The organism is Mycobacteroides abscessus ATCC 19977, from assembly GCF_000069185.1.
Taxonomy (GTDB): Bacteria; Actinomycetota; Actinomycetes; order Mycobacteriales; family Mycobacteriaceae; genus Mycobacterium; species Mycobacterium abscessus.
Genome location: NC_010397.1, coordinates 933322 through 959511 on the forward strand (window position 1 = coordinate 933322; position 26190 = coordinate 959511).

12 protein-coding genes and 1 pseudogene are annotated in these 26190 nt (G+C 65.7%); 8 read left to right on the forward strand and 5 right to left on the reverse strand.

Features of this window, described 5'->3' with window-relative positions:
• Positions 1-9: 9 nt before the first annotated feature.
• Complete coding sequence (locus MAB_RS04900; RefSeq protein ID WP_005115124.1) at positions 10-1431, reverse strand: condensation domain-containing protein; 1422 nt, start codon at positions 1429-1431, stop codon at positions 10-12.
• 300 nt (positions 1432-1731) lie between these two features.
• Here MAB_RS04900 and MAB_RS04905 point away from each other — a divergent pair, with 300 nt between their 5' ends.
• From MAB_RS04905 to MAB_RS04940, 8 genes are all read left to right on the forward strand, one after another.
• Positions 1732-12825, forward strand: coding sequence for a type I polyketide synthase (locus tag MAB_RS04905; RefSeq protein WP_005113356.1), 11094 nt, complete (start codon positions 1732-1734; stop codon positions 12823-12825).
• Between the two features lie 109 nt (positions 12826-12934).
• Positions 12935-14179 (forward strand): MFS transporter, encoded by a 1245-nt coding sequence (locus tag MAB_RS04910; protein ID WP_074232551.1) that lies wholly within the window; start codon positions 12935-12937, stop codon positions 14177-14179.
• A 9-nt stretch (positions 14180-14188) separates the two neighbouring features.
• Positions 14189-15568, forward strand: coding sequence for a DUF2252 domain-containing protein (locus MAB_RS04915; protein ID WP_005115126.1), 1380 nt, complete (start codon positions 14189-14191; stop codon positions 15566-15568).
• A 62-nt stretch (positions 15569-15630) separates the two neighbouring features.
• Positions 15631-16611: a GlxA family transcriptional regulator gene (locus MAB_RS04920; protein WP_005083148.1), complete on the forward strand. Its 981-nt coding sequence runs from the start codon at positions 15631-15633 to the stop codon at positions 16609-16611.
• Positions 16608-17387: a DJ-1/PfpI family protein gene (locus MAB_RS04925; protein ID WP_005083146.1), complete on the forward strand. Its 780-nt coding sequence runs from the start codon at positions 16608-16610 to the stop codon at positions 17385-17387. The genes MAB_RS04920 and MAB_RS04925 overlap by 4 nt, the downstream gene beginning before the upstream one ends.
• Positions 17388-17447: 60 nt before the next feature.
• Complete coding sequence (locus MAB_RS04930) at positions 17448-18731, forward strand: citrate synthase (protein ID WP_014850300.1); 1284 nt, start codon at positions 17448-17450, stop codon at positions 18729-18731.
• A 124-nt stretch (positions 18732-18855) separates the two neighbouring features.
• A complete protein-coding gene (locus MAB_RS04935; protein WP_005113358.1) occupies positions 18856-20268 on the forward strand; it encodes an MFS transporter in 1413 nt (470 codons plus the stop codon).
• Positions 20269-20296: 28 nt separating this feature from the next.
• Positions 20297-20683, forward strand: a complete 387-nt coding sequence (locus MAB_RS04940; RefSeq protein ID WP_005102829.1) for a MarR family winged helix-turn-helix transcriptional regulator — start codon at positions 20297-20299, stop codon at positions 20681-20683.
• A gap of 7 nt (positions 20684-20690) precedes the next feature.
• Here the strand turns inward: MAB_RS04940 and MAB_RS04945 are convergent.
• From MAB_RS04945 to MAB_RS04960, 4 genes and pseudogenes are all read right to left on the reverse strand, one after another.
• Positions 20691-21673, reverse strand: a pseudogene (locus MAB_RS04945) (TIGR03557 family F420-dependent LLM class oxidoreductase).
• 53 nt (positions 21674-21726) lie between these two features.
• Entirely contained in the window at positions 21727-23196 is a 1470-nt protein-coding gene (locus tag MAB_RS04950) for a phytoene desaturase family protein (RefSeq protein ID WP_005113361.1), read from the reverse strand.
• 26 nt (positions 23197-23222) lie between these two features.
• A complete protein-coding gene (locus MAB_RS04955; protein WP_005113363.1) occupies positions 23223-24542 on the reverse strand; it encodes an aspartate aminotransferase family protein in 1320 nt (439 codons plus the stop codon).
• On the reverse strand, positions 24539-26101 hold the full coding sequence (locus MAB_RS04960) for an APC family permease (RefSeq protein WP_005113364.1): 1563 nt from the start codon (positions 26099-26101) through the stop codon (positions 24539-24541). The genes MAB_RS04955 and MAB_RS04960 overlap by 4 nt, the downstream gene beginning before the upstream one ends.
• Positions 26102-26190: the final 89 nt, after the last annotated feature.

The window sequence follows — 26190 nt, forward strand, 5'->3', positions numbered from 1 at the left end:
TCGCCCAAGCTACGCGACGCGTCCCCAGTGCCCGGTGTCCGCGACGCGCGCGCACACCGACTTCATGGCCTCCATGTAGCGCAGGGCTGATTTCTCGGCGATCGGATTGTCGGGATGCATGATCGCCATCGCCGTGCCCTCGCCGTACCGGAATATGTAGATGGTCAGCTGGTAGGAGAACCGGCCGTCCGGGTAGATGCCGATGTTGTCGGCCAGGCCCAGCTCGCCCGCCGCGAGGATCGCGTTGAGCGGTGCGGCGCCGCCGTGGAAGAAGTTCGACACCGGAAAGTTCGGCTCCGGCCACTTGAGCCAGGGTGCCAGCTCCAGCACGCGGTAGTACGGCACCCGGGCCATGTCCAGGCTGGAATCGAAAGCGGTCTGGGCCGCGTAGGCGGCGTCGTTGAAAGAGGTTGCCGCGATCGGGACCGTGATCGGGATCAGCCCGGTAAACCAGCCCTGTGTCATGAAGTTGTCGCTAGCTGTGCGGGAGTCCCGCGGTGTCAGCCCGTAATACGTGACGGCTCCGGTGAATTCGTGTTCGACCAGCCCCAGGCAGGCGAAGAGCCCGCCGACAAACCGGGCACCGGCTGTCCCGCAGGCGGCGTCGAAGCGGTCCGTCTGTTCGGGGTTCAACAGCAGCAGTGAGGTCATGGTGCTGTTGGTGGCTTCCGCCGGGTTTCCGAGCGGAAGGGGAAACTCGGGGAAGGTGCCATTGTTGTTTTCGGCAAAGTCAATCCACGCCTGCACCCCCGGCGAGTCCAAGGTCAGCGCCGAGGTGAATTCGCGTTCGCGAGTACAGAAGTCGTCGAAGCTGCCGGCGTCCGGAAGGGTAAGTGCCGCACCGCCACTGCTCAACGCGGAGTACATCCCGTTGGCTTCCATCATCGTAGTGCCGATCAGGGTGGCATCCCCGTGTACGTGATCCATGGCAGCGAAGAACGTGAAGTGGTTCTCGCTCTGGATGATTCCAAAGGTGAAGCACCCCCACTCCAGCGGACTCGGTATGTCGATGACATGGCTACGTATCTCATCGACCGACATGTGCCCTTGCGTTACAGGGGCGAATTCGATGTCGGCCGGATCGCTGATCGAATGCCTGATGAACTCGCCGTCGTCGGTGCGCTCGAACCAGCTTCGGAAGGTGTCGTGCCGGCGCAGATACGCGTTGAGGGCGTGGTTCATGGCGGCGATATCGCAATTCCCAGGAACGTCACAGCTGGCTATGATCTGCCGGGAAAAATTCAGCCCGGCATTGTTGCGTTCGTAGTAATTACGAAGATGTTGAGTCTGCATGTAGCTGACCGGCACCGAACTCACAGGTGCCTGCCGGGCTTTTTCGGTGGCCGCGGGAGTGGGGTGCCAGGACGTTACCGTGCCCGCATTCAACGTCCATTCATCAAGTGCGCCAACCGTTATCGTGCCAATGCGCAAAACGCCGTCCCTCTCGCTCGGCCGGCCCCGTTCCGGCATCTCTCATCGCTGGCCCAACATACCCTCGGTTTGGTGGCGTGGTCGCCGGTCACACCGAAACCCGGAAACCCCATGCGCCACATCGCATACCGTTAATAACTAGAACTGACTGTCCTAGGAACTGTGAAGTTTGGGAACGACAGTGCGCACGATACTTGTTCGGCTAGAGTCGCGTTCGCACCCGTCGATGTCCCGAGTCACATTCTCGTCCCACGACGTCGAGGCCCACTCTCTCACCTGCCGACGCAAGGAGGCCACAATATGGATTCCGCTGAAAATCCGATCGAGTCAACCCCACGCTTTGCCATCATCGGTTACGCAGCGCGTTTTCCCGGGGCCGCAGACGCGGAAGAATTCTGGGATGTGTTGCGGGAAGGCCGCGATGCGATATCCGAGGTGCCCGCCGATCGGTGGGACGCCGAGGAGTTCTTCGACCCGGAACCCGGTGCTCCCGGAAAAGTCGTGACCCGGCGCGCGGGCTTCGTCGAAGATGTGACGGGATTTGACGCGCCCTTCTTCGGTATGTCGACGCGCGAGGTCAGATTGATGGACCCGCAGCACCGACTTTTGCTGGAGACGGCGTGGCGCGCGGTGGAGCATTCCGGCATTGCCCCAACGGATTTGGCTGAGACTAATAGCGGCGTATTCGTCGGCCTGGCCACTCATGATTACCTGGGGATGGCGTCCGACGAACTGACGTTCCCTGAGATCGAGGCCTATATGGCCATCGGCACCTCCAACGCCGCCGCGGCCGGCCGGATCAGCTACCGCCTGGGACTGCAAGGTCCCTCCGTTGCCGTCGACACTGCGTGCAGTTCGTCGCTGGTAGCAATTCACCAAGCGTGCCAAGCACTTCAACTGGGGGAGTGCGATCTCGCGCTGGCAGGTGGCGCCAATGTGCTGCTGACGCCGGCCACCATGATCACCTTCTCGCACGCCCATATGCTCGCGCCCGACGGCAAGTGCAAGACCTTCGACGCGGCTGCGGACGGCTACGTGCGCGGCGAGGGTTCCGGTGTCATCGTCATCAAGCGCCTTGAGGATGCGATCCGTGACGGCGACAGGATCCGGGCCGTCATTCGCGGCAGCGCGATTAACCAGGACGGCGCATCGGGCGGGTTGACGGTACCCAATGGCGTTGCTCAGCAGCGTGTTATCGCCGATGCGCTCAAGCGCGCGGGTGTCGCGCCCAGCGAGGTCGGATATCTGGAGGCGCACGGTACCGGCACGTCGCTGGGCGATCCGATCGAGGCGCAGGCCGCGGGTGCGGCGTACGGCATCGGCCGGGAAACCAACGATCCACTGTTGATCGGATCGGCGAAGACGAACATCGGGCACCTGGAGGCGGCCGCGGGTATCGCGGGTGTCATCAAGGTCATCCTGTCGCTCGAGAACGAGCTGTTGCCGCAGCACCGCAATTTTCAGAACCCGTCGCCGCACATTCCCTGGGACAGGCTTCCGGTGGAGGTCGTCAGGGAGGCCCGGCCGTGGGGCCGCAATGGGCGGCCCCGTATCGCGGGCGTCAGCTCGTTTGGATTCGCCGGAACCAATGCGCATGTGATCCTCGAGGAAGCTCCGGTCGTGTCGCGGGACGCGGTCGAGCCTCCCGCCCCCGCCGGAGGTCGGAAGTTCAGCATTCTGCCGCTCTCTGCGCGTACGCCCGCTGCGTTGGCGCAGCTCGCCGATAAGTACCGCGCCTGGTTGAACGCGCACCCGGAGGCCGCCCTGGCCGACCTGTGCTTCACCGCGGGCGTGGGACGGGCGCACCTGGAGCACCGCGCCGCGTTGGTCGTCAACACGCGGGAAGCGGCCGTCGAGTTGTTGAGCGCCGTCGCGGACGATCGCCCCGCACCCGGTTTGGGGCGTGGGGAGTCGCACGACACGCCCAAGACGGCGTGGCTGTTCACCGGCCAGGGCAGTCAGTACCCCGGCATGGCCCGGGAGTTGTTCGAGACCGAGCCGGTGTTTGCCGATACTCTGAATCGCTGCGCCGCGGCGGTCGCTGACGTTCTCGAGAAGCCGTTGCTGGATGTCATTTTCGATGTGGACGGACCCGAGGCCGAGGAGACGCTGCGGCAGACCTCCTACGCCCAGCCCGCCCTGTTCGCCGTGGAGATGGGTCTGGCCCGGCTCTGGCAGTCATGGGGTTTCGAGCCGGATGTGGTGCTCGGACACAGCGTCGGCCAGTATTCGGCCGCGTGTGTCGCGGAGGTGTTCAGCCTCGAAGATGGCGCACGATTGATCGCCGAGCGCGGCCGGCTGTTCAGCAGCCTGCCGGCCGGCGGCCGGATGGCCGCGGTGTTCACCGACGCTGAGCGGGCGGAGCGTCTGACCGACGAATTCCCCAGCCTGTCGGTAGCGGCCTATAACGGGGCTAACACCGTATTGTCAGGCCCCGCACAGGATTTGGAGAAGGCCATCGCCGCCCTGGTGGCCGATGGTGTTCGTTGCGACTTCCTGGAGACTTCTCACGCGTTCCACTCGGCGTTGCTCGACCCAATCCTTGACGAGTTCGAGGCCTACGCGAATCAGTTCAACTACAAGACGCCGCAACGGATTTTGATCGACAACCGGACCGGTACCGCGCTGGGCAGGAGCGTGAAACTCGACGGCGCCTACTGGCGTCGCCACGCCCGGCAGCCGGTGGAATTCGCCAAGAGTGTGCGCACGCTTGCCGATATGAACTGCAAGGTGCTGCTCGAGATCGGCCCGCAGCCGGTGCTCACCGCCGCGGCTCTGCGGGCTTGGCCGGATCCCGCCACCGCGCCGCGTGCGATCGCGTCCCTGCGCAGAAACACCGCGGATCACCGCCAGATCACCGAGGCGGCCGCCGACGCGTATGTGCTGGGCCACCTGCCCGACTTCGGTGCGTTCCAGCATGCGCCCGCGCGTAAGCTGGACCTACCCACGTACCCCTTCGAGCGTCGTCAGTACTGGTTCAGCGACAAGCGTGACGGGGACAACCGTGACGCCGGGAACCGGCAGCAGAACAATGGTGGACCACGCACCGAGGCCGTTCGTCTGCTCGAGGACGGCAAGATCGAGGAACTCGCGAATCTGCTCGGCGGCGTCGATGGCGACCAGCAGACCCTGAATGTGCTGACAAAGCTTGCGGCGCAGCACAATCTGCAGCGCACAACACAGACCATCGCGGATGACCGCTACCAATTCCGTTGGGAAAAGTCGCCGACCCCGTTGTCGGGCTCGCAAGCGGCGGGCGGCGTTACCTGGCTGCTGGTGGCTGACGCGGCGGGAGCGGCCCAGCCGTTGCTCGACGTGTTGACCGCACGCGGACAGCAGCATCGGGTGCTTGCGCTACCGGTGTCGGATGCCGACGAGGCAGAGCTCGTGGAGGCGCTGCGATCGGCGGCGGACGAGGACTCGGCGCTGCGTATCGTGCATGTCGCGGCCCTCGCGGGCCAGGGCAGCTCATCGGCACAGTCGTTGCTGCGGATCCAGCACCAGGTTCTGGGCGGAACACGCCGACTGTTCCGCGCGGCGGCCGCAGCTGAGCTGCGTGCTCCCATCTGGATAGTCACCCGAGGCGCACAGCACGTCATCGAGGGCGACACCGTCGCGCCCGAGCAGAGTGCCCTGTGGGGGTTCGGCCGCGCCGCGGCGTTGGAGCTTCCGCAGGTATGGGGCGGCCTTGCCGACCTGTCCGATGCCGGTACCGACGAATGGGCGCAGTTCATCGGCCGGGTCTCCGTATCGGGAGAGGCGTCCACCAGGGAAGACCAGCTCGCGTTGCGCGGTCAGGCAGTCCACGTCCCCCGGTTGGTGCGCAGGGAGGAACTACCGAGCGGAAAGCCACTGGAAGTCCGCAGTGACGCAACCTATTTGGTGACCGGTGGACTGGGCTCCATCGGACTGGAGATCGCGGGGTATCTGGCCGGCCGCGGTGCCAAGCATCTGGTCCTGACGAGTCGGCGCGAACCCGGTGAGGCGGCACGGCAGCGCATCGATGCGCTGGCAGCGCAGGGTTGCGAAGTGCGCGCGGTCACCGCCGACGTCGCCGACGGCCATGACGTGGCCCGCTTGCTGGCGGGAATTCAGGCAGAGCTGCCGCCGTTGGCGGGCATCGTCCATGCCGCCGGCGAGATCGGCACCACGCCACTGAGCGACCTAGAGGATGCCGAGGTAGATCGCGTCTTCGCCGGTAAGGTTTGGGGCGCATGGCATTTGAGCGAGGCTGCCGCTGGGCTGAAGCTCGACTTCTTCATCAACACCTCGTCCATTGCCGCGGTATGGGGTGGCTATGGACAGACTGCTTACAGCGCGGCGAACGCCTTTCTCGACGGGCTCGCCTGGCGGCTGCGTGAGCAGGGCATCGCCGGAACCAGCGTCAATTTCGGTCCCTGGTCTGCGGGCATGGCTGACGCGGAATCCCGTGCGCGACTGGAGCAGCGCGGCATCAAGACCTTGTCGCCCACCGACGCACTGGCCGGCCTGGCCGATGTGGTGGCGGCTTCCGGTTCGAACGCCGTACAGGGCGTCATCGCTCGCATCGACTGGGCCCGCTTCCTGCCGCTCTATCAACAGGCGGGCAAGCGAGGATTCCTGGCGGAGCTGGATCGTGAGGTGCCGTCACACCTGGCGGGGGTGGCGGGTGCACAGTCGGGCAGCACGCAGCTCGTCGAGAGGCTTGCGAACGCTCCTGTGCAGCAGCGCAAGAAGCTGCTCACCGATTACCTGCGAGACGCGGTGGCCGAGGTGACGCGCGTTGACGTCTCGGAAATCCGTGAGGACGCGGGATTCTTCGACCTCGGCATGGATTCCCTGATGGCGGTCGAATTGCGGCGCCGCATGGAACAGGGTGTGGGTAAGGAGATTCCGGTCACCTTGGTGATGGATCATCCCCGCATCTCCGATGTCGCCGATTACCTGCTCGGTGATGTGCTCGGTCTGGCCGAGCAAGCCAAGCCGGCGGCGCAACTGGCTTCGGCCGTCACGGGTCGCACCGACGAACCGATCGCGATTGTCGCGGTCTCTTGCCGCTTCCCGGGTGCACCTGATCCGGAGGCCTTCTGGGATGTGCTGTCCGGCGGCGTGGATGCGATCCGGGAAGTGCCCGAAGACCGCTTCGATATCGACGAGTTCTACGACCCGGATCCAGAGGTCGCGGGCAAGACGTACACGCGTTTCGGCGGATTCCTGGACGGCATCGATGGATTCGATCCCGAGTTCTTCGGTATCTCCCCGCGTGAGGCCGTCTGGATCGAGCCACAGCAGCGGCTGATGCTCGAAACCGTGTGGGAGGGTCTGGAGAGAGCCGGATACTCGCCAGCTGCGTTGCGCGGCAGCCGAACCGGAATCTTTGCGGGCGTCGGTGCCAACGAGTACGCACACCTGCTGTCGTCGGAGTCGATCGACAAGATCGAGCCGTACTTCATCACCGGTAACGCCCTCAACGCGATCTCCGGCCGCGTCGCCTTCGCATTGGGTTTCGAAGGTCCGGCGGTTGCGGTCGACACCGCCTGCAGTTCGGCGCTGGTGGCGGTCCATCAGGCCGTCCAGGCCCTGCACTCCGGCGACTGCGACTTGGCGCTGGCCGGTGGAGTGAACGTGCTGCTGAGCCCGGTGACGGTCATCGCGGCCTCGCGCGCCAGGATGTTGTCACCCGTCGGGCGATGCAAGACCTTCGACGCCTCCGCCGACGGTTACGTACGCAGTGAGGGCTGCGGCATCCTGGTGCTCAAGAGGTTGAGCGACGCCGAACGTGACGGAGACCGGGTGCTCGCCGTGATTCCCGGGAGTGCGGTGAATCAGGACGGTGCCTCCAGTGGTCTGACCGTCCCCAACGGCGGTGCGCAGCAGCGGCTCATCGGCAGCGTGCTGGCGCGCGCCGGTCTGGTCGGGGGCGATGTCGACTACCTGGAAGCGCATGGCACCGGTACCCCGCTGGGCGACCCGATCGAGGTGCAGGCGGCCGCCGCGGCCTATGGCGGTTCGCGTGACGCGGATCGGCCGCTGCTGATGGGTTCGGTCAAGTCGAACATCGGGCATACCGAATCTGCCTCGGGGGCAGCGGGTCTGATCAAGGTCGTGTTGTCGTTGCAGAACGGCGTGTTGCCGCAGAGCCTGCACTTCGACAACCCGTCGCCGCACATTCCATGGGAGTCACTGCCGGTGCGGGTGGTCGACAAGGCGATTCCGTGGCAGGCGAACGGTCGCCCGCGCCGCGCCGGAGTGAGCTCCTTTGGCTTCACCGGAACCAACGCGCACGTGCTGATCGAGGAGGCACCCCAGCCGCAGGCAACGCCGGATGAGGATGACGCATCGACGCCGCAGTCCGCTCCGGTGAGTGTGCTGCCGCTGTCCGCGCGGTCACCGGAGGCGCTGGCCGCGGTGGCGCAGCGGTACGAGTCCTGGCTGGCGGCGCACCCGGATGTCGACCTCGAGGATGTATGCCTTACCGCCGGGCGCGGTCGGTCGCACTTCGAGCATCGGGCCGCACTGGTCGTGGATTCAATCCAGACCGCACGTGAGGGCCTGCTCGAGCTGGCGCAGAACCGTCTGCGTCCCGGAGTTGTGCGTGGCGAACACACCAACCACCCGACGACGGCGTGGCTGTTCACCGGGCAGGGTAGCCAGTATCCGGGCATGGCACGTGAACTGTTCGACGCGGAGCCGGTATTCGCCGAGACGGTGACGCGGTGCGCGGAGGCGGTCAAGGACATCGTGACGCGGCCGCTACTGGAGGTGATGTTCGCAACCGATCGCGAAACCGGAGGCAAGGCTGGAGAAGCCTTGCGGCACACCTCATTCGCGCAGCCTGCGCTCTTCGCCGTCGAAATGGGTCTGGCGCGACTGTGGCAGTCATGGGGAATCGAGCCCGATGTGGTGCTGGGGCATAGCGTCGGTCAGTATGCGGCCGCCTGCGTGGCGGGGGTGTTCAGCATCGAGGACGGGGCGCGACTGATCGCCGAGCGCGGCCGGCTGTTCGGCGGTCTGCCCGCGGGTGGCCGCATGGTGGCCGTCTTCAGCGACGCCAAGCACGTCGAGCAGATCGCCGGTGAGTTCCCGCGGGTGTCGGTGGGTGCCTACAACGGGCCCAACACCGTGCTTTCGGGGCCGGGCGAGGATCTGGAGCAGGCGGTCGCCCGATTCCAGGAAGAGGGAATCCGCTGCACCTGGCTAGAGACCAGCCATGCCTTCCATTCGGAGTTGCTGGACCCGATCCTCGATGAATTCGAGTCGTACGCGGCACAGGTGCAGTTCGCGGCGCCGACGCTGCCGCTGGTCTGCAACCGCACGGGTGCCGTACTGACGGCGCAGACCCCGATCGACGGCCAGTACTGGCGGCGGCACTCCCGTCAGCCGGTGCAGTTCGCGGAGAGCGTGCGCACGGTGGCTGCGTTGGGGTGCTCGGTGTTGATGGAGATCGGCCCGCAGCCGGTGCTGACGGGCGCCGCCGTGCAGGTCTGGCCCGAGCATCTGGCACCGCCCCGGGCGATCGTCTCGCTGCGCAAGGGTGTTGAGGACAGGCGTCAGATCGCCGACGCTCTCGCCTCGGCCTACGTCAGCGGTCATCGGCCCAATTTCGCCGCGCTGCAACGCCACCCACGCCGAACGGTCGAGTTGCCGACGTATCCGTTCCAGCGCCGCCGCTTCTGGCCGAAGTCGTCCGGTACTGCCATCGAGGGCGGCGGCGGTTTGCCCTCGGGCATTCTGGGCAGGGGCGAGGATCTCGCCTCCGGCGATTCGGTGTACATCAGCCGGTTGTCGGTGCGCTCGCAGCCATGGCTGTCCGATCACGTCATCTACGGCACCGTCGTCGTTCCGGGTGCGACCTACGCCGCGATGGCCCTGGCTGCCGTCGGCACTCCCGCACGGGCTAAGGATGTGTTCTTCTACGAGCCGATCATCTTGCCGGAGAAGAGCTCTCGGGAGGTACAGCTGACGCTGCATCCGCTGGAGGACGGCAGTGGTTCGAAGTTCCAGGTGCACAGCCGTCCCTACGGTGAACGCGACGTCGACTGGTCGTTGAACGCCGAAGGCACGGTGGTCACCGGTATCGGGGACGACGCCGAGCCGGCACCGGAGGCTGCTGAGCCTGCCGAGCCGGTCGATGCCGCCATCGAACGGATGGAGCGCATGCGTCCTATGGAGCTCTTCGAGATCTTCGCCGATCTGGAATTGGCCTGGGGCCCAACCTGGTCCGGCTCTCTGAAGTCGTTGTGGCTCGGCGAGGGTGAGGCCATCGGCGACGTCCTCGTGGGCGAAGAGCTGGCCGAGCAGCTGGGCACCGAGCCGATGCACCCGGTCCTGATGGACCTGTGCACCGGTGTCGCCTTCCCGGCGTTCCCCGCCCTGCTCGCTGCCGAGCAGGGCGTCAACGACCTGTTCCTGCCGCTGCGGTACGGACAGGTGACGTTGAAGGAGAAGATGCCCCGGCGCTTCTACTGCCGTGCGCGCTGGCATGAGAGCCCGCTGGATAGCGAGACGCAGGTCTTCGATCTCGACTACCTGGATCGGGATGGCCGTCACCTGGGCGGGATTCGTGAGTTCACCGTCAAACGTGCACCGCGCGAGGCACTGCTGCGCGGGCTCGGGGGTGACGCCACCCGGCTGCTGTACACCCTTGGCTGGCACGAGGTTGCGGTGCCGCCGGTCGCGGGTGAGGGCGAGGAGTCGGCGGCATCGATTGGCACCTGGTTGATCGCGGGATTCGATGAGCTCGCCGCCAAGGTGCCGGGCTGCATCCCGCTGAATCGCGAAACGGATCCGGAACTGTTGGGCGAGGTGCTGGTGGCGGCCAAGGAGCGCGGCGTGCCGTTCTCCGGAGTCGTCTGGCGCGCTGCCGGACCGGGCGCGACGGAGTCGACCACCGAGAGCGCCGCACGTCTCGAGGGCGAGATCGCCCACCTGCTCAGCGCCGTGCACACGGTGCAGAACAGTGCCCAGAACGGCGTGAAACTCCCTGGCGGGCTGTGGATCGTCACCGAGCGTGCGGTGGCCACCGAGTCCGGCGAGCCGGTGGACCCGGTGCAGGCAGCGCTCTGGGGATTCGGGCGTACCACGATCAACGAGGAACCGGCGCTACGCGCCAAGCTCGTCGACGGCGACGGGTCGCCGGAGGCCGTGCAGGCGCTGGCGAGGCTGTTGGTCACCCCGGTGGATGAGCCGGAAATCGCGGTGCGGCAAGGTAAATTGCTGGCTTCCCGGTTGTTGCCGTGGTCGCGCACCGGGCATCTGACGGTGCCGCGCGGCAGCGACTACGTCTTGGCGCCCACCGAGCGTGGCGCCATCGACAACCTGCGGATCACCGAGAAGGAGGTGCCGGCGCCGGACGAGGGTTACGTGCAGGTGCGGGTGGAGGCCGCGGGTCTCAACTTCCGCGACGTGCTCAACGTGCTGGGGCTGTATCCGGGTGATCCGGGACCGATCGGCGGTGACTTCGCCGGCATCGTCACGCAATTGGGTGAAGGTGTCACCGGAGTGGAGGTGGGCCAGCGGGTCTACGGCTCCATGCAGGGCGCCTTTGGCAGCCGTTTCAACGTGCCGGCTCAGTTCCTGGCGCCGATTCCGGACGGGATCAGTGGGGTCGAGGCCGCCACGATTCCCGCTGCCGCGCTCACGGTGCGACTGTCGTTCGACTGGGCGCAGCTCAAGCCGGGTGACAAGGTGCTGATTCACGCCGCCAGTGGCGGTGTCGGGCTGGCGGCCATTCAGATGGCCCAGCAGTTCGGGGCCGAGGTGTTCGCCACGGCCAGCACCTTCAAGCGGGCGACACTGCGCAAGCTCGGCGTGAAGTATGTGTACGACTCGCGTACAACCGATTTCGCCGATCAGATCCTGGCAGACACCGACGGCGCGGGTGTGGATGTGGTGCTCAACAGCCTCACCAGCGAGGGCTTCATCGAGGCGACCCTGCGCGCCACCGCCAAGAACGGCCGCTTCGCCGAGATCGCCAAGCGCGATATTTGGACCACGGAGCAGATGGCGCAGTCCCGGCCCGACATCGCCTACGAGATTGTCGCGTTGGACACGGTGATGTTCCAAGAGCCGGACCGCATCCGGGTCTTGCTCACCGAGGTCTCCGAGGGATTGGCCAAGGGAGAGTGGACGCCGCTGCCCGCCGAGATCTACCCGCTGACGGAGGCCAGGACGGCGTTCCGCCGCATGCAGCAGGCCCGGCATATCGGCAAGATCGTGTGCCAGATGCCGAATCCGCTGGCACCGCGGCCGGATCGGACCTATCTGATCACCGGTGGCCTCGGCGCGATCGGTCTGCACACCGCGGCCTACCTGGCTCAGCTGGGTGCCGGGGACATCGTGTTGACCAGCCGTCGTGCGCCCGACACCGATGCGCAACGCGTGATCGGGGAGATCACCGAGCGCTCCAAGACGCGCATCCACGTGTTCACCGCCGATGTCGGCGCGGAGTCCGAGGTCGCGGGGCTCCTGGAGCGGATCCGTGCGGAACTGCCTCCGCTGGCGGGCGTGGCACATCTGGCCGGTGTGCTCGACGATGCGCTGCTCGGTCAGCAGAGTGTGGAACGGTTCCGGACAACGTTGGCGCCCAAGGCCTTCGGGGCCGAGTATCTGGACAGGTTGACCAAGGGTGACGATTTGGACTTCTTCATCGTGTCGTCCTCGGTGTCCAGCCTGTTCGGTTCGCCCGGCCAGTCCAACTACGCGACGGCCAATGCGTTGCTCGATGGTTTGATCGCGCAGCGTAGGGCGCAGGGTCTGCCGGCCACGGGTATCAACTTCGGTCCGTGGGGTCAGGGCGGCATGGCGTCGTCGGAGGCGGCGACCGCGAACATCAGTGCCCAGGGCCTGATTCCGCTGGATCCCTCGGCGGCGCTCGCGGCGCTGGCCGAGGTGGTGGCCAATGGCACCGGACAGGCGACCATCCTGAAGGCGAATTGGCAGCGTGCCGCCAAGGTGCTGGGCAGCTCTCGGCCACCGATCCTGGATCTGGTGTTGCCCAGTGCCGTCGGTGAGGTGACCGGTGACAGTGAGCTGCTCAAGCAGCTCATGGAGATTCCGGTGCCGCAGCGGGCGGGCTTCGTGACCGAGTTCCTGCAGCGTGAGGTGCAGAACTTCCTGCGCCTGGCGCAGCCGCCGGCCGCCACCAGCCGCTTCCTGGACCTGGGCACGGACTCGTTGATGGCGATCGAGCTGCGCAACCGTCTGCACAGCCAGTTCGGCGGCAAGTTCACGATCAACGCGACGGCGGTGTTCGATTACCCGACCATCGGTGGGCTCGCCGAGTACCTCGTGGGCCAGCTGCCGGACGCGGACGCGGAATCGGCTGAGGCGCCACCCGCTGTGGAGTCCGCCGAGGCCGAGTCCGGCGCGGGTCCCGCGGCAGCATCTGACGCAGTATCCGAGCTGAAGGAGTGAACCGGCGGCGTCCCGGGTAAGTTAGCTACCCGGGACGCCGCGGCGTCCGACAGCCGGTAATGAATGGAGCGGGTGCGGTCTGAGACGTTTTTTCGCAGACATCACGCCGCTGCGCAATACCGATTTCCGGCGCCTGTGGCTGGCCGGAGTGGTCACCGTTATCGGGGCGGGACTGACGCTGTTCGCGGTCCCGGTGCAGATCTACGCGCTCACCCAGAGCTCGGCGTATGTCGGGCTGACAGGTGTTTTCGGCCTGGTGCCACTGGTGGTGTTCGGTCTGTGGGGTGGCGCGCTGGCCGACCGCATGGACCGGCGAACGCTGCTGATCATCACCGCGACCGGACTGGCTGCCTCGTCGGTGCTGCTGTGGCTGCAGGCCGCATTGTCCGTCGACAACGTGTGGGTGGTGCTGTGCCTGCTCTCGGTGCAGCAGGGGTTTTTTGCGGTCAACTCGCCCACCCGCGCGGCGGCCATTCCGCGGATGCTTCCCCTGGAGCAGTTGCCGGCCGCCAATGCGCTCAACATGACGGTTCAGCAGTTCGGGTTCATCGCCGGGCCGTTGCTGGCGGGTGTGCTGCTCAAATGGGTGGATCTATCCACGCTGTACCTGATCGATGCGATCGCGTGCGTGGCGCCGATCTGGGCGACCGTACGGCTGCACACGATGCCACCGACCGGAGCATCGAAGGATCTACGGGCCAACGGCTCCGGTCTTCAGGACGTGCTGGACGGATTTCGGTATCTGGCCGGGCACAAGATTGTGCTGATGTCGTTTGTGGTGGACCTCGTCGCCATGATCTTCGGGATGCCGCGCATCCTGTTCCCGCAGATCGCGCACGAGGGATTCGGCGACCCCGCCGACGGTGGCACCGTGATCGCGCTGTTGTCTGCCGCGATATCGGTGGGTGCGGTCATCGGCGGGGTGTTTTCCGGGTGGTTCCAGCGGATCGATCGCCAGGGCTTGGCGGTGGTGGTGAGCATTGTGGTGTGGGGTCTGGCGATGGTGGGATTCGGTCTCACCGCGCACGCACCGCTGCTATGGCTGGCACTGCTCTTCCTGGTGATCGGCGGCATCGCGGACATGGTGTCGGCGGCCTTCCGCACCACGATCCTGCAGTCGGTCGCCACCGACGATGTGCGAGGCCGGCTGCAGGGCGTGTTCACGGTGGTGGTCGCCGGGGGACCGCGCGTTGCGGACTTCGCGCACGGTGCGGCCGCCGCTGCGGTGGGTACCACCGCCGCGGCTGCCGGCGGCGGCGCCCTTGTGGTGGTGGGAGTGATCGTCGCGGCATTGTTGGTGCCGGTGTTCGTGCGGTTCCGGACTTCCACTGAAGCCCAGCTCGACCCGCAATAGATTCACCGTATGGCAACGCTGACGACCGGGGATCTCCGGAGGTTCTCGCGGGAGAAGCAGTTGGAGTTCGGTCGTGGACTGCGCGATGGCATGCCGCGGCGGCGCCTCGCGGAGCTCTCGGGTGAGCCGCGGCGAGATCCGATCGCCGAGCTTGCCGCACAGAACAAATCCAGGATCCCGTCCCTTGTCCCGGTACGCCGGGAGCGCATGTCGGAGTCGCCGTTCGCCTTCTACCGTGGGGCGGCCGCGGTGATGGCGGCAGATCTTGCCGGCACCGCCACGACCGGGGTCCTGATTCAGATCTGCGGCGACGCTCATCTCTCCAATTTCGGCCTCTTCGCCTCACGTGAGCGCGCATTGTTGTTCGACGTCAACGATTTTGATGAAACCGCGGTGGGGCCGTGGGAATGGGATGTCAAGCGTCTGGTCACCAGCATGGCGATCCTCGGCCACGATTTCGGGATGTCCGACGACGACGTGCGGCAGACGGCCACCAAGACGGCGGCCGCGTACCGCACCCGGATCAACGAGCTGGCCCAGATGTCTGCCCTGGAGCGCTTCTATCTCAAGACCACGGCACTCGAGGTGCTGGATCTGGTTTCCCGGCTCTCCAAGAGCGCCTCCAAATTGGCCACCGAGACGGTCTCGAAGGCCTCCAGGAACACTTCGCATCGGGCGTTACGCAAGCTCACCACCACCACTGTCGACGGTCACTACCGAATCGTGGAGCAGCAGGACATCGCGGTCCGCGTCCCGGAGATTGGCCTGTCCGAGGCGGCCGCGATGGTCGACGAGTACTTCGGCTCGGTGCCCGAGGATGTGGTCGCCCTGCTGGCCTGTCACCAGTTCCAGGACGCCGTGGTGCGGGTGGTCGGTGTCGGCAGCGTGGGCACGCGCTGCTATCTGGCGCTGCTCACCGATGCCGACGGTTCGCCGTTGTTCCTGCAGATGAAGGAGGCGTCCGCGTCGGTCGTCGAGGCGTATTTCCCCCAGGAACTGCGCTGGGAGCACGGGCGCCGGGTGGTGGCGGGCCAGCGCATCATGCAAGCCAGCGGTGACCCCTTCCTCGGGTACGTGACGTCCACCCGGCGAGGCAGCTTCTACGTCCGGCAGTTCCGGGACATGAAGGGCTCGGTGGACATCACCAGCCTCACCAATCCCGATGACCTGGCTCTCTACGGGTCACTCTGTGCCATCGCGCTTGCCCGTGCCCACGCCCAGTCAGGTGTTCCGGGTGTGATCGCGGGTTACCTGGGAGGTGGAACGGATCCCAACGCCGCCGACACCGCGTTCGCCGATTTCGCCGAGGCCTATTCGCGGCGCAATCGCGAGGACCATCAGCGGCTACTCGCGGCCACCGACGAGGAATGGCTGCCGACATCCTCCTGATGTCCTAATTTGTGGGGTACCCGACCTGGACGTCATTGCCCAGGTGGCGAACACTGACAGACATGCGGCGTTCGGTGGTGATTCTGGGGTTCCCCGGGGTTCAGGCTCTGGACCTCGTGGGCCCATACGAGGTGTTCGCGACCGCCTCGCGCCATATGACCGGCACTACGCCGGGCTATGACGTGAAGCTGGTCTCGGCCGACGGGGCGCCGGTGTCCACGGGCTCGGGCATGGAGTTGGTCACCCAGCCCTTGCCGGACCCCGAACCGGGCTGCGACACGTTGCTCCTGCCCGGCGGAATCGGGGTTTCCGCGGTCCAGCGCGACGCCGCGCTCATGTCATGGGTCCGGGCCGCGGCGCGCGGCGCCCGGCGCGTGGTCAGCGTGTGCAACGGTGCGTTCCTGGCCGCGGAGGCGGGCCTGCTGGACGGATGCCGGGCCACCACCCACTGGGCGATCGCCGGACAGCTTGCCAGCGAGTTCCCCAGCGTCACAGTCGATCCCGATCCGATCTTCATCCGCAGTTCGGACAAGACGTGGACGGCGGCCGGGGTGACCGCGGGGATCGACCTGGCGCTGGCTCTTGTCGAAGAAGATCACGGTGCGGAGGTGGCCCAGGCGGTCGCGCGCTGGCTCGTGCTGTACCTGCGCCGGCCCGGTGGGCAGTCTCAATTCGCGGCACCGGTATGGATGCCGCGGGCCAAGAGAATGCCGATCCGGGACGTGCAGGAGGCCATCGAGGCCGAGCCCAGCGGATCGCACCGGGTGCCGGAGCTGGCCCGGCTGGCCGCGATGAGCCCACGGCATTTCACGCGGGTGTTCACCGCGGAAGTGGGCGAGGCGCCGTCGGCGTACGTGGAGCGCATCCGGTCCGAGGCCGCGCGCCGTCAGCTCGAGGAGACCGACGACACCATGGTGGTCATCGCGGGCCGCTGCGGCTTTGGATCGGCGGAATCCTTGCGCCGCAACTTCGTTCGGCGCATGGGTGTATCGCCCGATCAATACCGCAAAACTTTCCAACGAACCGACAGGAGTTCCGTATGACTTCCGCTGCGACACAGATCGCGATTGTGTTGTATCCCGATTTCACCGCGCTGGATTTCATCGGACCATACGAGGTGTTGCGCTTCATCCCCGACACCGAGGTTCGATTCGTATGGCATGAGCCCGGACCCGTCACCGCCGATTCCGGTGTGCTGGTCATCGGTGCCACCCACTCCTTCGGCGAGACTCCCGCGCCCGACGTCGTGCTGGTACCGGGCGGCCCGGGAACAACGATGGCCGCGCGTGACGACAAACTGCTGGACTGGTTGCGCCGGGTGCATCCCGCGGCTGCCTGGACCACGTCGGTGTGTAGCGGTTCGCTGGTACTGGCCGCGGCCGGTCTGCTGGAAGGGCAACGGGCCACCTCGCATTGGTCGACACTGCCACTGCTGAAGCCGTTCGGGGTGACCCCGGTCGGCGATGAGCGCATCGTGCGTACCGGCCACGCGGGTCTGGTGACCGCGGCGGGTGTGTCAGCCGGCATCGATCTGGGGTTGTGGCTGGCGGGCCAGATCGCCGGGGAGGAGCGGGCCAAGGCCATCCAGTTGAGCATCGAATACGACCCGCAACCGCCGTTCGATTCCGGGCACATGTCCAAGGCCAGCGCAGCCACCAAGGCCACCGCGACGGCAGGACTGGCCAAGGACACTTTCAAACCGTCGGTTATGGCGGCGGGAGCAAAGCTGTTATGGGACGGTGCGCTGGCGACGGCGCGCAGAAGGGGGGACCGGCGCCGGTCGTTCGGCAGCCGCCTGGACCCCCGAGCCCGACCCTGACCAGGCGGCCCGGAGGCGGAGCGACTACCTTCTTCTCTAGCCCGCTCAACCTCAGAAGGGATGCCTGTGGCCGACAACAATGATTTCGCTACTCTCCAGTACCCCGGAGGCGAAACCAAGCTGGATATCGTCCGCGCGACCGAAGGTGCCGATGGGTTCGCGCTGGGCAAGCTGCTGGCTGACACGGGCTACACCACGTTCGATGCGGGTTTCGTCAACACCGCATCGACGAAGAGCGCCATCACCTACATCGACGGGGACGCCGGCATCCTGCGTTACCGCGGTTACCCGATTGAGCAGCTCGCCGACAAGTCCACCTTCATCGAGGTGAGCTACCTGCTCATCTACGGTGAGCTGCCCACCCCGCAGCAGCTGGAGGACTTCACCACCAAGATCCAGCGCCACACGCTGCTGCACGAGGACCTCAAGCGGTTCTTCGACGGCTTCCCGCGCAATGCGCACCCCATGCCGGTGCTCTCCAGTGCCGCGAACGCGCTGAGCGCGTACTACCAGGACTCGCTGGACCCGCATGATGACGCACAGGTCGAGCTGTCCACGATCCGGTTGCTCGCCAAGCTGCCGACGATCGCGGCCTATGCCTACAAGAAGTCGGTCGGGCAGCCGTTCCTGTACCCGGACAACACGCTGACCCTCGTCGAGAACTTCCTGCGGATGACCTTCGGCCTTCCCGCCGAGCCGTACGAGGTCGACCCGGAGATCGTGAGGGCCCTGGACATGCTGCTCATCCTGCATGCCGACCACGAGCAGAACTGCTCCACCTCGACGGTGCGTTTGGTCGGCTCCTCGGACGCCAACTTGTTCACCTCCGTGTCCGGCGGCATCAACGCGCTGTGGGGCCCGCTGCACGGCGGTGCCAACCAGGCGGTGCTGGAGATGCTCGAGCGCATCCGCTCGGAGGGCGGCGATACCCACGACTTCGTGCGCCGGGTGAAGAACCGCGAAGACGGCGTCAAGCTCATGGGCTTCGGGCACCGCGTCTACAAGAACTACGACCCGCGCGCCCGGATCTGTAAGGAACAGGCCGATAAGATCCTGGGCAAGCTCGGCGGCGATGACCAGCTGCTCGAGATCGCCAAGGCCCTCGAGGAAGCCGCGCTCACCGACGACTACTTCGTCGAGCGCAAGCTGTACCCGAACGTCGACTTCTACACCGGACTGATCTACCGGGCCATCGGCTTCCCGACGCGCATGTTCACCGTGCTGTTCGCGTTGGGCCGCTTGCCCGGCTGGATCGCGCACTGGCGTGAGATGCATTCGGAGCCGGGCAAGATCGGCCGCCCGCGGCAGATCTACACCGGCTATGGGGAGCGTCAGTACCCCTGATCTGTGCCGGTCGCGTAGCGGCCGATCTGACACTGTGATCTGACACAGTGATCTGACACAGTGATCTGACACTGTGACGCAAGTCTGTTTGCATTGCTAATAGTTGTGGTTTCACAATGGTTTCATGGAAGCGGCCGTCGGTGCCCTGAGTGAGCGCCGCAAGATCGTCATCTTGGGGTCTTGCTGCCTGAGCCTGCTCATCGTGTCGATGGACTCCACCATCGTGAACGTCGCCCTGCCGACCATCCGGGCGGATTTCGGCGCGACTACTTCGCAGCTGCAGTGGGTTATTGATATCTACACCCTGGGCCTGGCCTCGCTGCTGATGCTTTCGGGCGCCGCGGGGGACCGGCTGGGACGCCGGAAGGTCTTTCACCTCGGGCTGTCGATCTTCGCGATCGGCTCGCTGCTCTGCAGTGTGGCGCCCACCGTCGGGCTGCTCATCGCCGCCCGTCTGCTCCAGGCGGTGGGTGGATCGATGCTGAATCCGGTTGCGCTCTCCATCATTTCGCAGGTTTTCACCGGCCGCGTGGAGCGCGCCAGGGCGCTGGGGTTCTGGGGTGCCGTGGTGGGCATATCGATGGCGCTAGGCCCGATCGTCGGGGGGTTGCTGATCCAATGGGTGGGCTGGCGCGCCGTGTTCTGGATCAACCTGCCCGTATGCGTGCTGGCCTTCGTGCTGACGGCGGTCTTTGTGCCGGAGACCAAGTCGGCCACCATGCGCGACATCGACCCCGTAGGCCAGGCACTTGCGGTGCTCTTCCTGTTCGGCATCGTGTTCGCCCTGATCGAAGGGCCATCGCTGGGGTGGGCGACGCCCGGACTGATCGTGGTGCTGGCAGTCGCGCTGGCGGCGTTCGCGGTGTTCCTCCGCTATGAGTCCCGGCGGCGGCACCCGTTCATCGATCTACGTTTCTTCCGCAGCATCCCATTTGCCTCGGCCACTCTTACGGCGATATGCGCGTGCATGGCGTGGAGTGCGTTCTTATTCACCATGTCGCTGTATCTGCAGGGGCAGCGCCACTTCTCGGCAATGCACACCGGCCTGATCTATCTCCCGATTGCCGTCGGAGCGCTGGTGTTCTCCCCGATATCGGGCCGAATGGTGGGCCGATTCGGCGCACGGCCGTCGCTGCTCGCGGCGGGCACCCTGTTCTTGACCGCTTCGCTGCTCTTGACGAGGGTGTCGGAGGCGACGCCAATCTGGGAGCTACTGGTGACCTTCGCGATTTTCGGTGCCGGGTTCGCGATGGTGAATGCGCCGATCACCAACGCCGCCGTCAGCGGTATGCCGCTGGACCGCGCGGGCGCGGCCTCCGCGGTGACGTCCACCAGTCGCCAGGTCGGGGTGAGTATCGGTGTGGCGCTGTGTGGTTCGATCGGGACTCCCGCCCTGTGGTTCATGTGCGCGGGGCTGGGCCTGCTCATCGCTACGCTGGGGATTGTGTCCACGTCACCGGCCGCGGTGCGGTCCGCGCAGCGGCTCGCACCGCTCATCGAGGGCACCACGGCGCGGGAGATGTCTCGTGTCGGATAGATCGCTCGCGGACGAAGTATGGCGCAGCATGGCAAGCCTGGTGCTCGACAATCGTGACAGCTGGAGACGCACCGTCGTAGAGACGACAGGCCTCCCGTTCAGCAGGGTGCGCATCCTGAGAAGACTTGCCCGGCAGTCCCTGACCATGAAGGCGATTGCCGAAGCGGTGTCGCTGGATGCCCCCGCGGCCACCGTAGCGGTGAGCGACCTGGAACGGCGGGGATTGGTGGTGCGCCGCGTCGACCCGGACAATCGTCGATGTAAACGGGTGTCGTTGACCGACGAGGGTAGCGAGCTGGTGGCGAGGATCGCCGGGCTGGATGACCCGGCACCGGCGGGCCTGTCCGCGCTGGCGGAAGCCGATTTGCGTTCTCTGCGTGCGCTTCTGGAGAAAGCGACCGCGTCACACCGATGAGGCCTTGCTAGATGGAGGCGCGCAATTCCGCGAGCAGCGGTTCGGCCGCCTCGGTCAGGAAGCTGTCCTGGCTGTCGCCTCCCACCTGCACCAGCGCGATATCGGTAAACCCGGCGTCGGCGTAGGCGCGCGCGTTCTCGATGATGGTGCCGAATCCGATCCGCAGGGGATATTGCCGGCGACATCCTCCGGTCGGACGAATTTCGTTGCCGCGGCGAACCCGGCAGGGGTCGGAAGGTCGGCGTTCACGGGCCAGCCCCCGGCGAACCAGCGAAACTCGTCGTGGGCGCGCTTGATCGCCGCCTCCCGGTCGGTATCCCAGCAGATCGGCAGTTGACCGATCACGCGGCTCTCCTCGGGTGCGGCCGCCGACCTGCGGGCCTGTCGCCAGGCGTCCACAATGTCCGATTCGGGCGCGACCGCGATCATATGGTCGGCCGTCGGCGCGAAGCGTGCCGCCGTGTCACCGCTGGACACCGCGACGCCGATGGGCACCGGGACATCGGGCAGGTCCCACAGCCGGGCCGAGTCGACCTCGAAGTAATCACCCTTGCCGTCCACGTGTTCCCCGCACAGCAGGTCGCGAATGATCTGGATGGCTTCCCTGAGCATCGCCTGGCGCCGTCCCACGGTGGGCCATCCGCGCCCGACGACGTGCTCGTTGAGGTTCTCCCCGCTGCCCAGGCCCAAGGTGAACCGTCCGTCGGCAAGGATCTGCATGGTGGCCGCCTTCTGCGCGACGACGGCCGGGTGATAACGCATGGTCGGGCAGGTCACGTAGGTCGCCAGATCCACTCGTTCCGTGGCCTGGGCGACCGCCCCGAGCACCGACCAGGCGTAGGGAGCATGTCCTTGCGAACTGAGCCACGGTGAGTAGTGGTCGCTGGACACTTCGAAGTCGAATCCCGCCTTTTCGGCGGCGACGGCATAACGGACAAGGTCTTTTGGTCCGCTCTGCTCTGTCATCAAGGTATAGCCGAAACGTGTCATACCGCGCGCGTACCCGCTACCAGCCGGTGTGAAACCTCGCTGTGGAGTGCGGCTCAGTGCGTCTCCAGCACTGCCCTCGCGGCGTGATATCCGCCCAACCCAGAAACACCGCCGCCTCGACGAGACCCCGAGCCGCACAACAGTATTCGATCATGATTCGTGGCCACGCCCCAGCGCTGCGCGGCGGTCTCCAGCGGGTCGTCGTCCTCGGCGAAGGGCCACTGCAGGCCGCCGTGAAAAATATTGCCTGCCGTCATCCCGAGGGCACTTTCCAGGTCGATGGTGGTCTTGGTCTCGATGCATGGCCTGCCGTGCGTATCTGTGGCCACCACATCGGTGATCGGCTCGGCAAGAACGGAACTCAGCGAAGCAAGCACCGCCTGTTGAAGCTGTTCGGCGCTGGCGCCGAGCCCGTGCGGTGTATGCAGGCCAAAAACTGTCAGCGTGTGCGCCCCAGAGGCGCGCAGCTCCGGTGACAAGATGCTGGGGTCGGCCAGGGAATGACAGTAGATCTCGCATGGCAGCGGGTCGGGGATCCGGCCGTGTGATGCCTGCTGGTAGGCGTATTCCAGTTGGGTATAGGTCTCATTGACGTGGAATGTTCCACCGAAAGCCTGCTCGGGAGTGACATTTTCGTCACGCAGCCGTGGCAGCCGCCTCAACAGCAGATTCACCTTCACCTGTGCGCCCGGCTGTCCCGCGGGTGGGGTCTCGCCGAGGAGGCCGGCCAGCACGGTGGGGCTGACGCCGCTGAGCACCCGGTCGCCGGCGACGGTGTGCTCGCCACCGTCACTGCGGTATCGCACCTCTGCATCCGGCGAGATCGACAAGACCTCCGCCCCGGACAGCAACTCGGCACCGTGCCGTCGCGCCGACGCCTCCAGCGAGCCGGTCACGGCACCCATTCCGCCGATCGGGACATCCCAGGGATTCATCTGGTGATACAGAAAGCAGATATTCTGTTGCAGGGACAGATCATCGGCACTCGCGAAAGTCCCGATGAGCGCGTCGGTGAGCAGTACCCCGCGCCGTACATCGTCGGGCGTGGCGGCACGGATCACCTCGCCGATCGGCGTTTCGATCAGCTGCTCCCAGGCGCCGGTGCGCACGGCGCCACGTCGGCGTAGCGGTTGCAGCATTGAATCCCACATCGGCCGGGTCACGGAATCGCAGAGCGCGCCAAACTCTGCGAAATCGTTGGGGCCGGCCAGAAATCCGCGCTGACCTCCATTCATCGGATCCGGCGTGTATGACGCGTACTTGCGTCGGGCCAGGCGGACGTCCAGGCCCAGGTCGTCGATGATCTGCCGCGGCATCAAGCTCACCAGATACGAATAGCGGGACAACCGCGCCTCGACGCCCTCAAAGGCCGGTGCCGAGATCGCCGCACCACCAAATACGTCGAGCCGCTCCAGCAGCATCACGCGCTGCCCCGCGCGGGCCAGGTAAGCGGCCGCGGTCAGGGCGTTGTGGCCACCGCCGACGATGACCGTGTCGTATCGATCGGATTCTGAAAGGCCCATGAAACGACTGTACGGCCTTCGGGTGATCAGCCGGTGCTTTTCAGTACGTCGTCGAGTTCGGTGCAGAACCAGTCCACGTCCGATCGCGAGAACACCAGCGGGGGACGGATTTTCAGCACATTGCCATCCTGTCCGCAGACCGATATCAAAACCCGTCGGTTCCGCAGCTCATTCACGATGTGCAGCGCTCCGGCGCGATCGGGAGTGCGGGCGGCGGGGTCGTCGACCACCTCCACTCCCGTGTACAGGCCGGTACCCCGGACGTCGCCGAGCCGGACGTGGGTCGAGGCCAGGGAGCGTAGTTCGGTGCGCAGCATCGCGCCGACCTCCGCGGCATGCAGCTGTAGCTTTTCATCCTCGATCACGTCCATGACGGCCGCGGCCGCGGCCATCGATACCGGATTTCCCCCGAAGGTGTTGAAATACGGGACATCCTGCGCGAACGGTGCGAGGACTTCGGAGGTGGCTGCCAGCGCCGAAACCGGAATGCCATTGGCCATAGGCTTTCCCATGGTGACCAGGTCGGGCACCACGCCATGGCGGATGAACCCCCACCAGGTTTCGCCGGTGCGGCCAAATCCGGGCTGCACTTCGTCGGCGATCAGCACACCGCCCGCGCCGCGCACCACCTCCGCCGCCGGTTCCAACACCGAGGCATCCGGATAGATCCCGTCCGACGAGAAAATGGTGTCGACCACCAGGCAGCTGAACCCGTATCCCGCGGCACATAGTTCATCGATGGCATGCGATACGTCGGCGGCGAAGCGCTCGGCCAGCTCGCCCGGTGGGGTCCGATAGCTGTCGGGCGGCGCGACGGTACGAACGTGCGCTCCCAACGAGTTTCCCCCGAGAGAGGGCGAGATCGCGGTGACCGCCGCGGTATTGCCGTGGTAGGCGTCGCTGGTCACGACGATTCCCTTGTGTCCTGTGTACCTCTGAGCCACCCGTAGTGCCAGGTCATTGGCCTCGGAGCCGGTGCACGCATACATCACCTGGTCGATGGGGGTGGGCATGGTGGCAAGCAGACGTTCCGAGTAATCGACGATGCCCTCGTGGAGATACCGCGTGTGGGTGTTGAGGGCGGACAGCTGCCGGGTGACCGCGCCGACGACGTGTGGGTGGCAATGGCCCACGCTTGCCACGTTGTTGTAGGCATCCAGGTAGCGGTTGCCCTCGTTGTCGAAGAGGTGACTGCCCTGGCCGCGCACCAGGTGCACCGGCCGCTCGTAGAACAGCCGATAGGACGGGCCGAGCACCCGTTCCCGGGCGGTGATCAGAGATTCGGTGGCCGGGTCGTCGTGCACTCCGGCGTAGCTATTCGAATCCATGATGTTGGAAAAGCTCATCGTTCGTGTGCCTCCTCGAGCACGGTTCTGCCAAGGTCGTCATAACGGTGTGGTGCGGTGTACTTGAGGGTGAGAGCCAAGGCGATACCGCCGATTCCGGCGGCGGCAACCACCCAGGGGATCGCTGTGAAGACCCAGTCATTGGATGCGGTTCCTGCCGCGAACGAGGCGTGTTTGGCCAGTAGATAGACCACGTAGACCATGCCCAGGCCGCCCAGCAGCGGAGCCACCAGAGTGCGGAACCAGTGTGCGGTTTCGGGATGGTGGCGCAGCACGTGGAAGTAGGAGATCACCGCAAAGGCGGTGAGTGCCTGGACAATCAGGATCGCCGTCGTGCCCAGCAGCGCCATCAACCCGTAGAGGCCGGTATACGGGTCGCGCCCGGTGGCGGCGAAAAACAGCACCACCACGGTCGCGAAGGCGGTCTGCACGAAGCCTGCCACGTGCGGTGAGCCGTGGGTCGAATGGGTGGAGCCGATCGTCTTACGCATTCCCGGGATGACGTTCTCGCGTCCTAGCGCATACAGGTAGCGCGCGGCACAGTTGTGGAAGGCCATCCCGCAGGCGAATGATCCCGTCATCAGCAGCACCTTGAACAGATTCACCGCCCATACTCCGAGGTGGCTCTGGACCGGGCCGAAGAAGATATTGCCGGCTGTTGACGAATCCTGCGCCAGCGCAACGGCGTTCTCGGGTCCGGTACCCACGATGGCCAGCCAGGAGACGAGGACGTAGAAGAGCCCGACGCCCACCACCGAGGTCACGATTGCGATGGGGATGATCTTCTTGGGGTTTTTGGACTCCTCGGCATACATCGCGCTGGATTCGAACCCAACCCAGGACCAGAAGGCGAAGAAGAGCCCCACGCCGGCCGAGCCGGCCACGGCGAGCGGACCTGCCGGGCCCTGAACAACGCCGCCGAGATCGTGAAAGCCGTTGAGCGGATTCAACGATCCCCAAGACCAGCCCTGTGGACCGCCCCCGGCGAACAGCACAGAGAGCGCCAGCAGCGACAGCATCAGAATCTCGGTCACCAGGAAGACACCCAACACGCGTGCCGCCAGATTGAGGTCGAAGTAGGTGAGCACCGCGTTGGTGGCCAACATGGCCACTGCGAAGACAACCCATGGAACGTCGACCTGGAAGAAGGTCTGGAAGAGGTCATTGGCAAAGAAGGAGAAAATGCCGACCAGGGAAGCTTCGAAAACCATGTAGGCCAGGGTGATCAGGAATCCTGAGCCCAGCCCGACGACACGGCCGAGGCCGTGCGATATGTATCCGTAGAAGGCGCCAGTGGCGACGATGTGCCTGGACATCGCCGCATAGCCGATGGCGAAGAGCGTCAGCACGATGGTGGCCACCAGATAGCCGGCGGGGGCGTATGCGCCGTTACCGAATCCCACCGCCATCGGCACGTTCCCGACCATCGCGGTGATCGGGGCGGCCGTCGCGACCGCCATGAACAACACACCGATCAGACCGACGGCATTGGGTTTGAGTCGTTGCATACTGTCGGGCTCGGTGGTGGTGCCGACGGGTGGGTCGATGGTGTCGCTCACGGAAGATCCCTTCTCCGTATTTGGTCTGGTTTTGTTGGTTCTCCGCGACCGGCGAAGCCTGATGGTTCAGGTCGGCGGTGCTGTTTTAG

Coding starts and splice junctions, on each gene's coding strand:
- MAB_RS04905 (WP_005113356.1), top strand. CDS start 1,732: ATGGATTCCGCTGAAAATCCGATCGAGTCAACCCCACGCTTTGCCATC.
- MAB_RS04915 (WP_005115126.1), top strand. CDS start 14,189: ATGGCAACGCTGACGACCGGGGATCTCCGGAGGTTCTCGCGGGAGAAG.
- MAB_RS04920 (WP_005083148.1), top strand. CDS start 15,631: ATGCGGCGTTCGGTGGTGATTCTGGGGTTCCCCGGGGTTCAGGCTCTG.
- MAB_RS04925 (WP_005083146.1), top strand. CDS start 16,608: ATGACTTCCGCTGCGACACAGATCGCGATTGTGTTGTATCCCGATTTC.
- MAB_RS04930 (WP_014850300.1), top strand. CDS start 17,448: ATGCCTGTGGCCGACAACAATGATTTCGCTACTCTCCAGTACCCCGGA.
- MAB_RS04935 (WP_005113358.1), top strand. CDS start 18,856: ATGGAAGCGGCCGTCGGTGCCCTGAGTGAGCGCCGCAAGATCGTCATC.
- MAB_RS04940 (WP_005102829.1), top strand. CDS start 20,297: ATGGCAAGCCTGGTGCTCGACAATCGTGACAGCTGGAGACGCACCGTC.
- MAB_RS04950 (WP_005113361.1), bottom strand. CDS start 23,196: ATGGGCCTTTCAGAATCCGATCGATACGACACGGTCATCGTCGGCGGT.
- MAB_RS04955 (WP_005113363.1), bottom strand. CDS start 24,542: ATGAGCTTTTCCAACATCATGGATTCGAATAGCTACGCCGGAGTGCAC.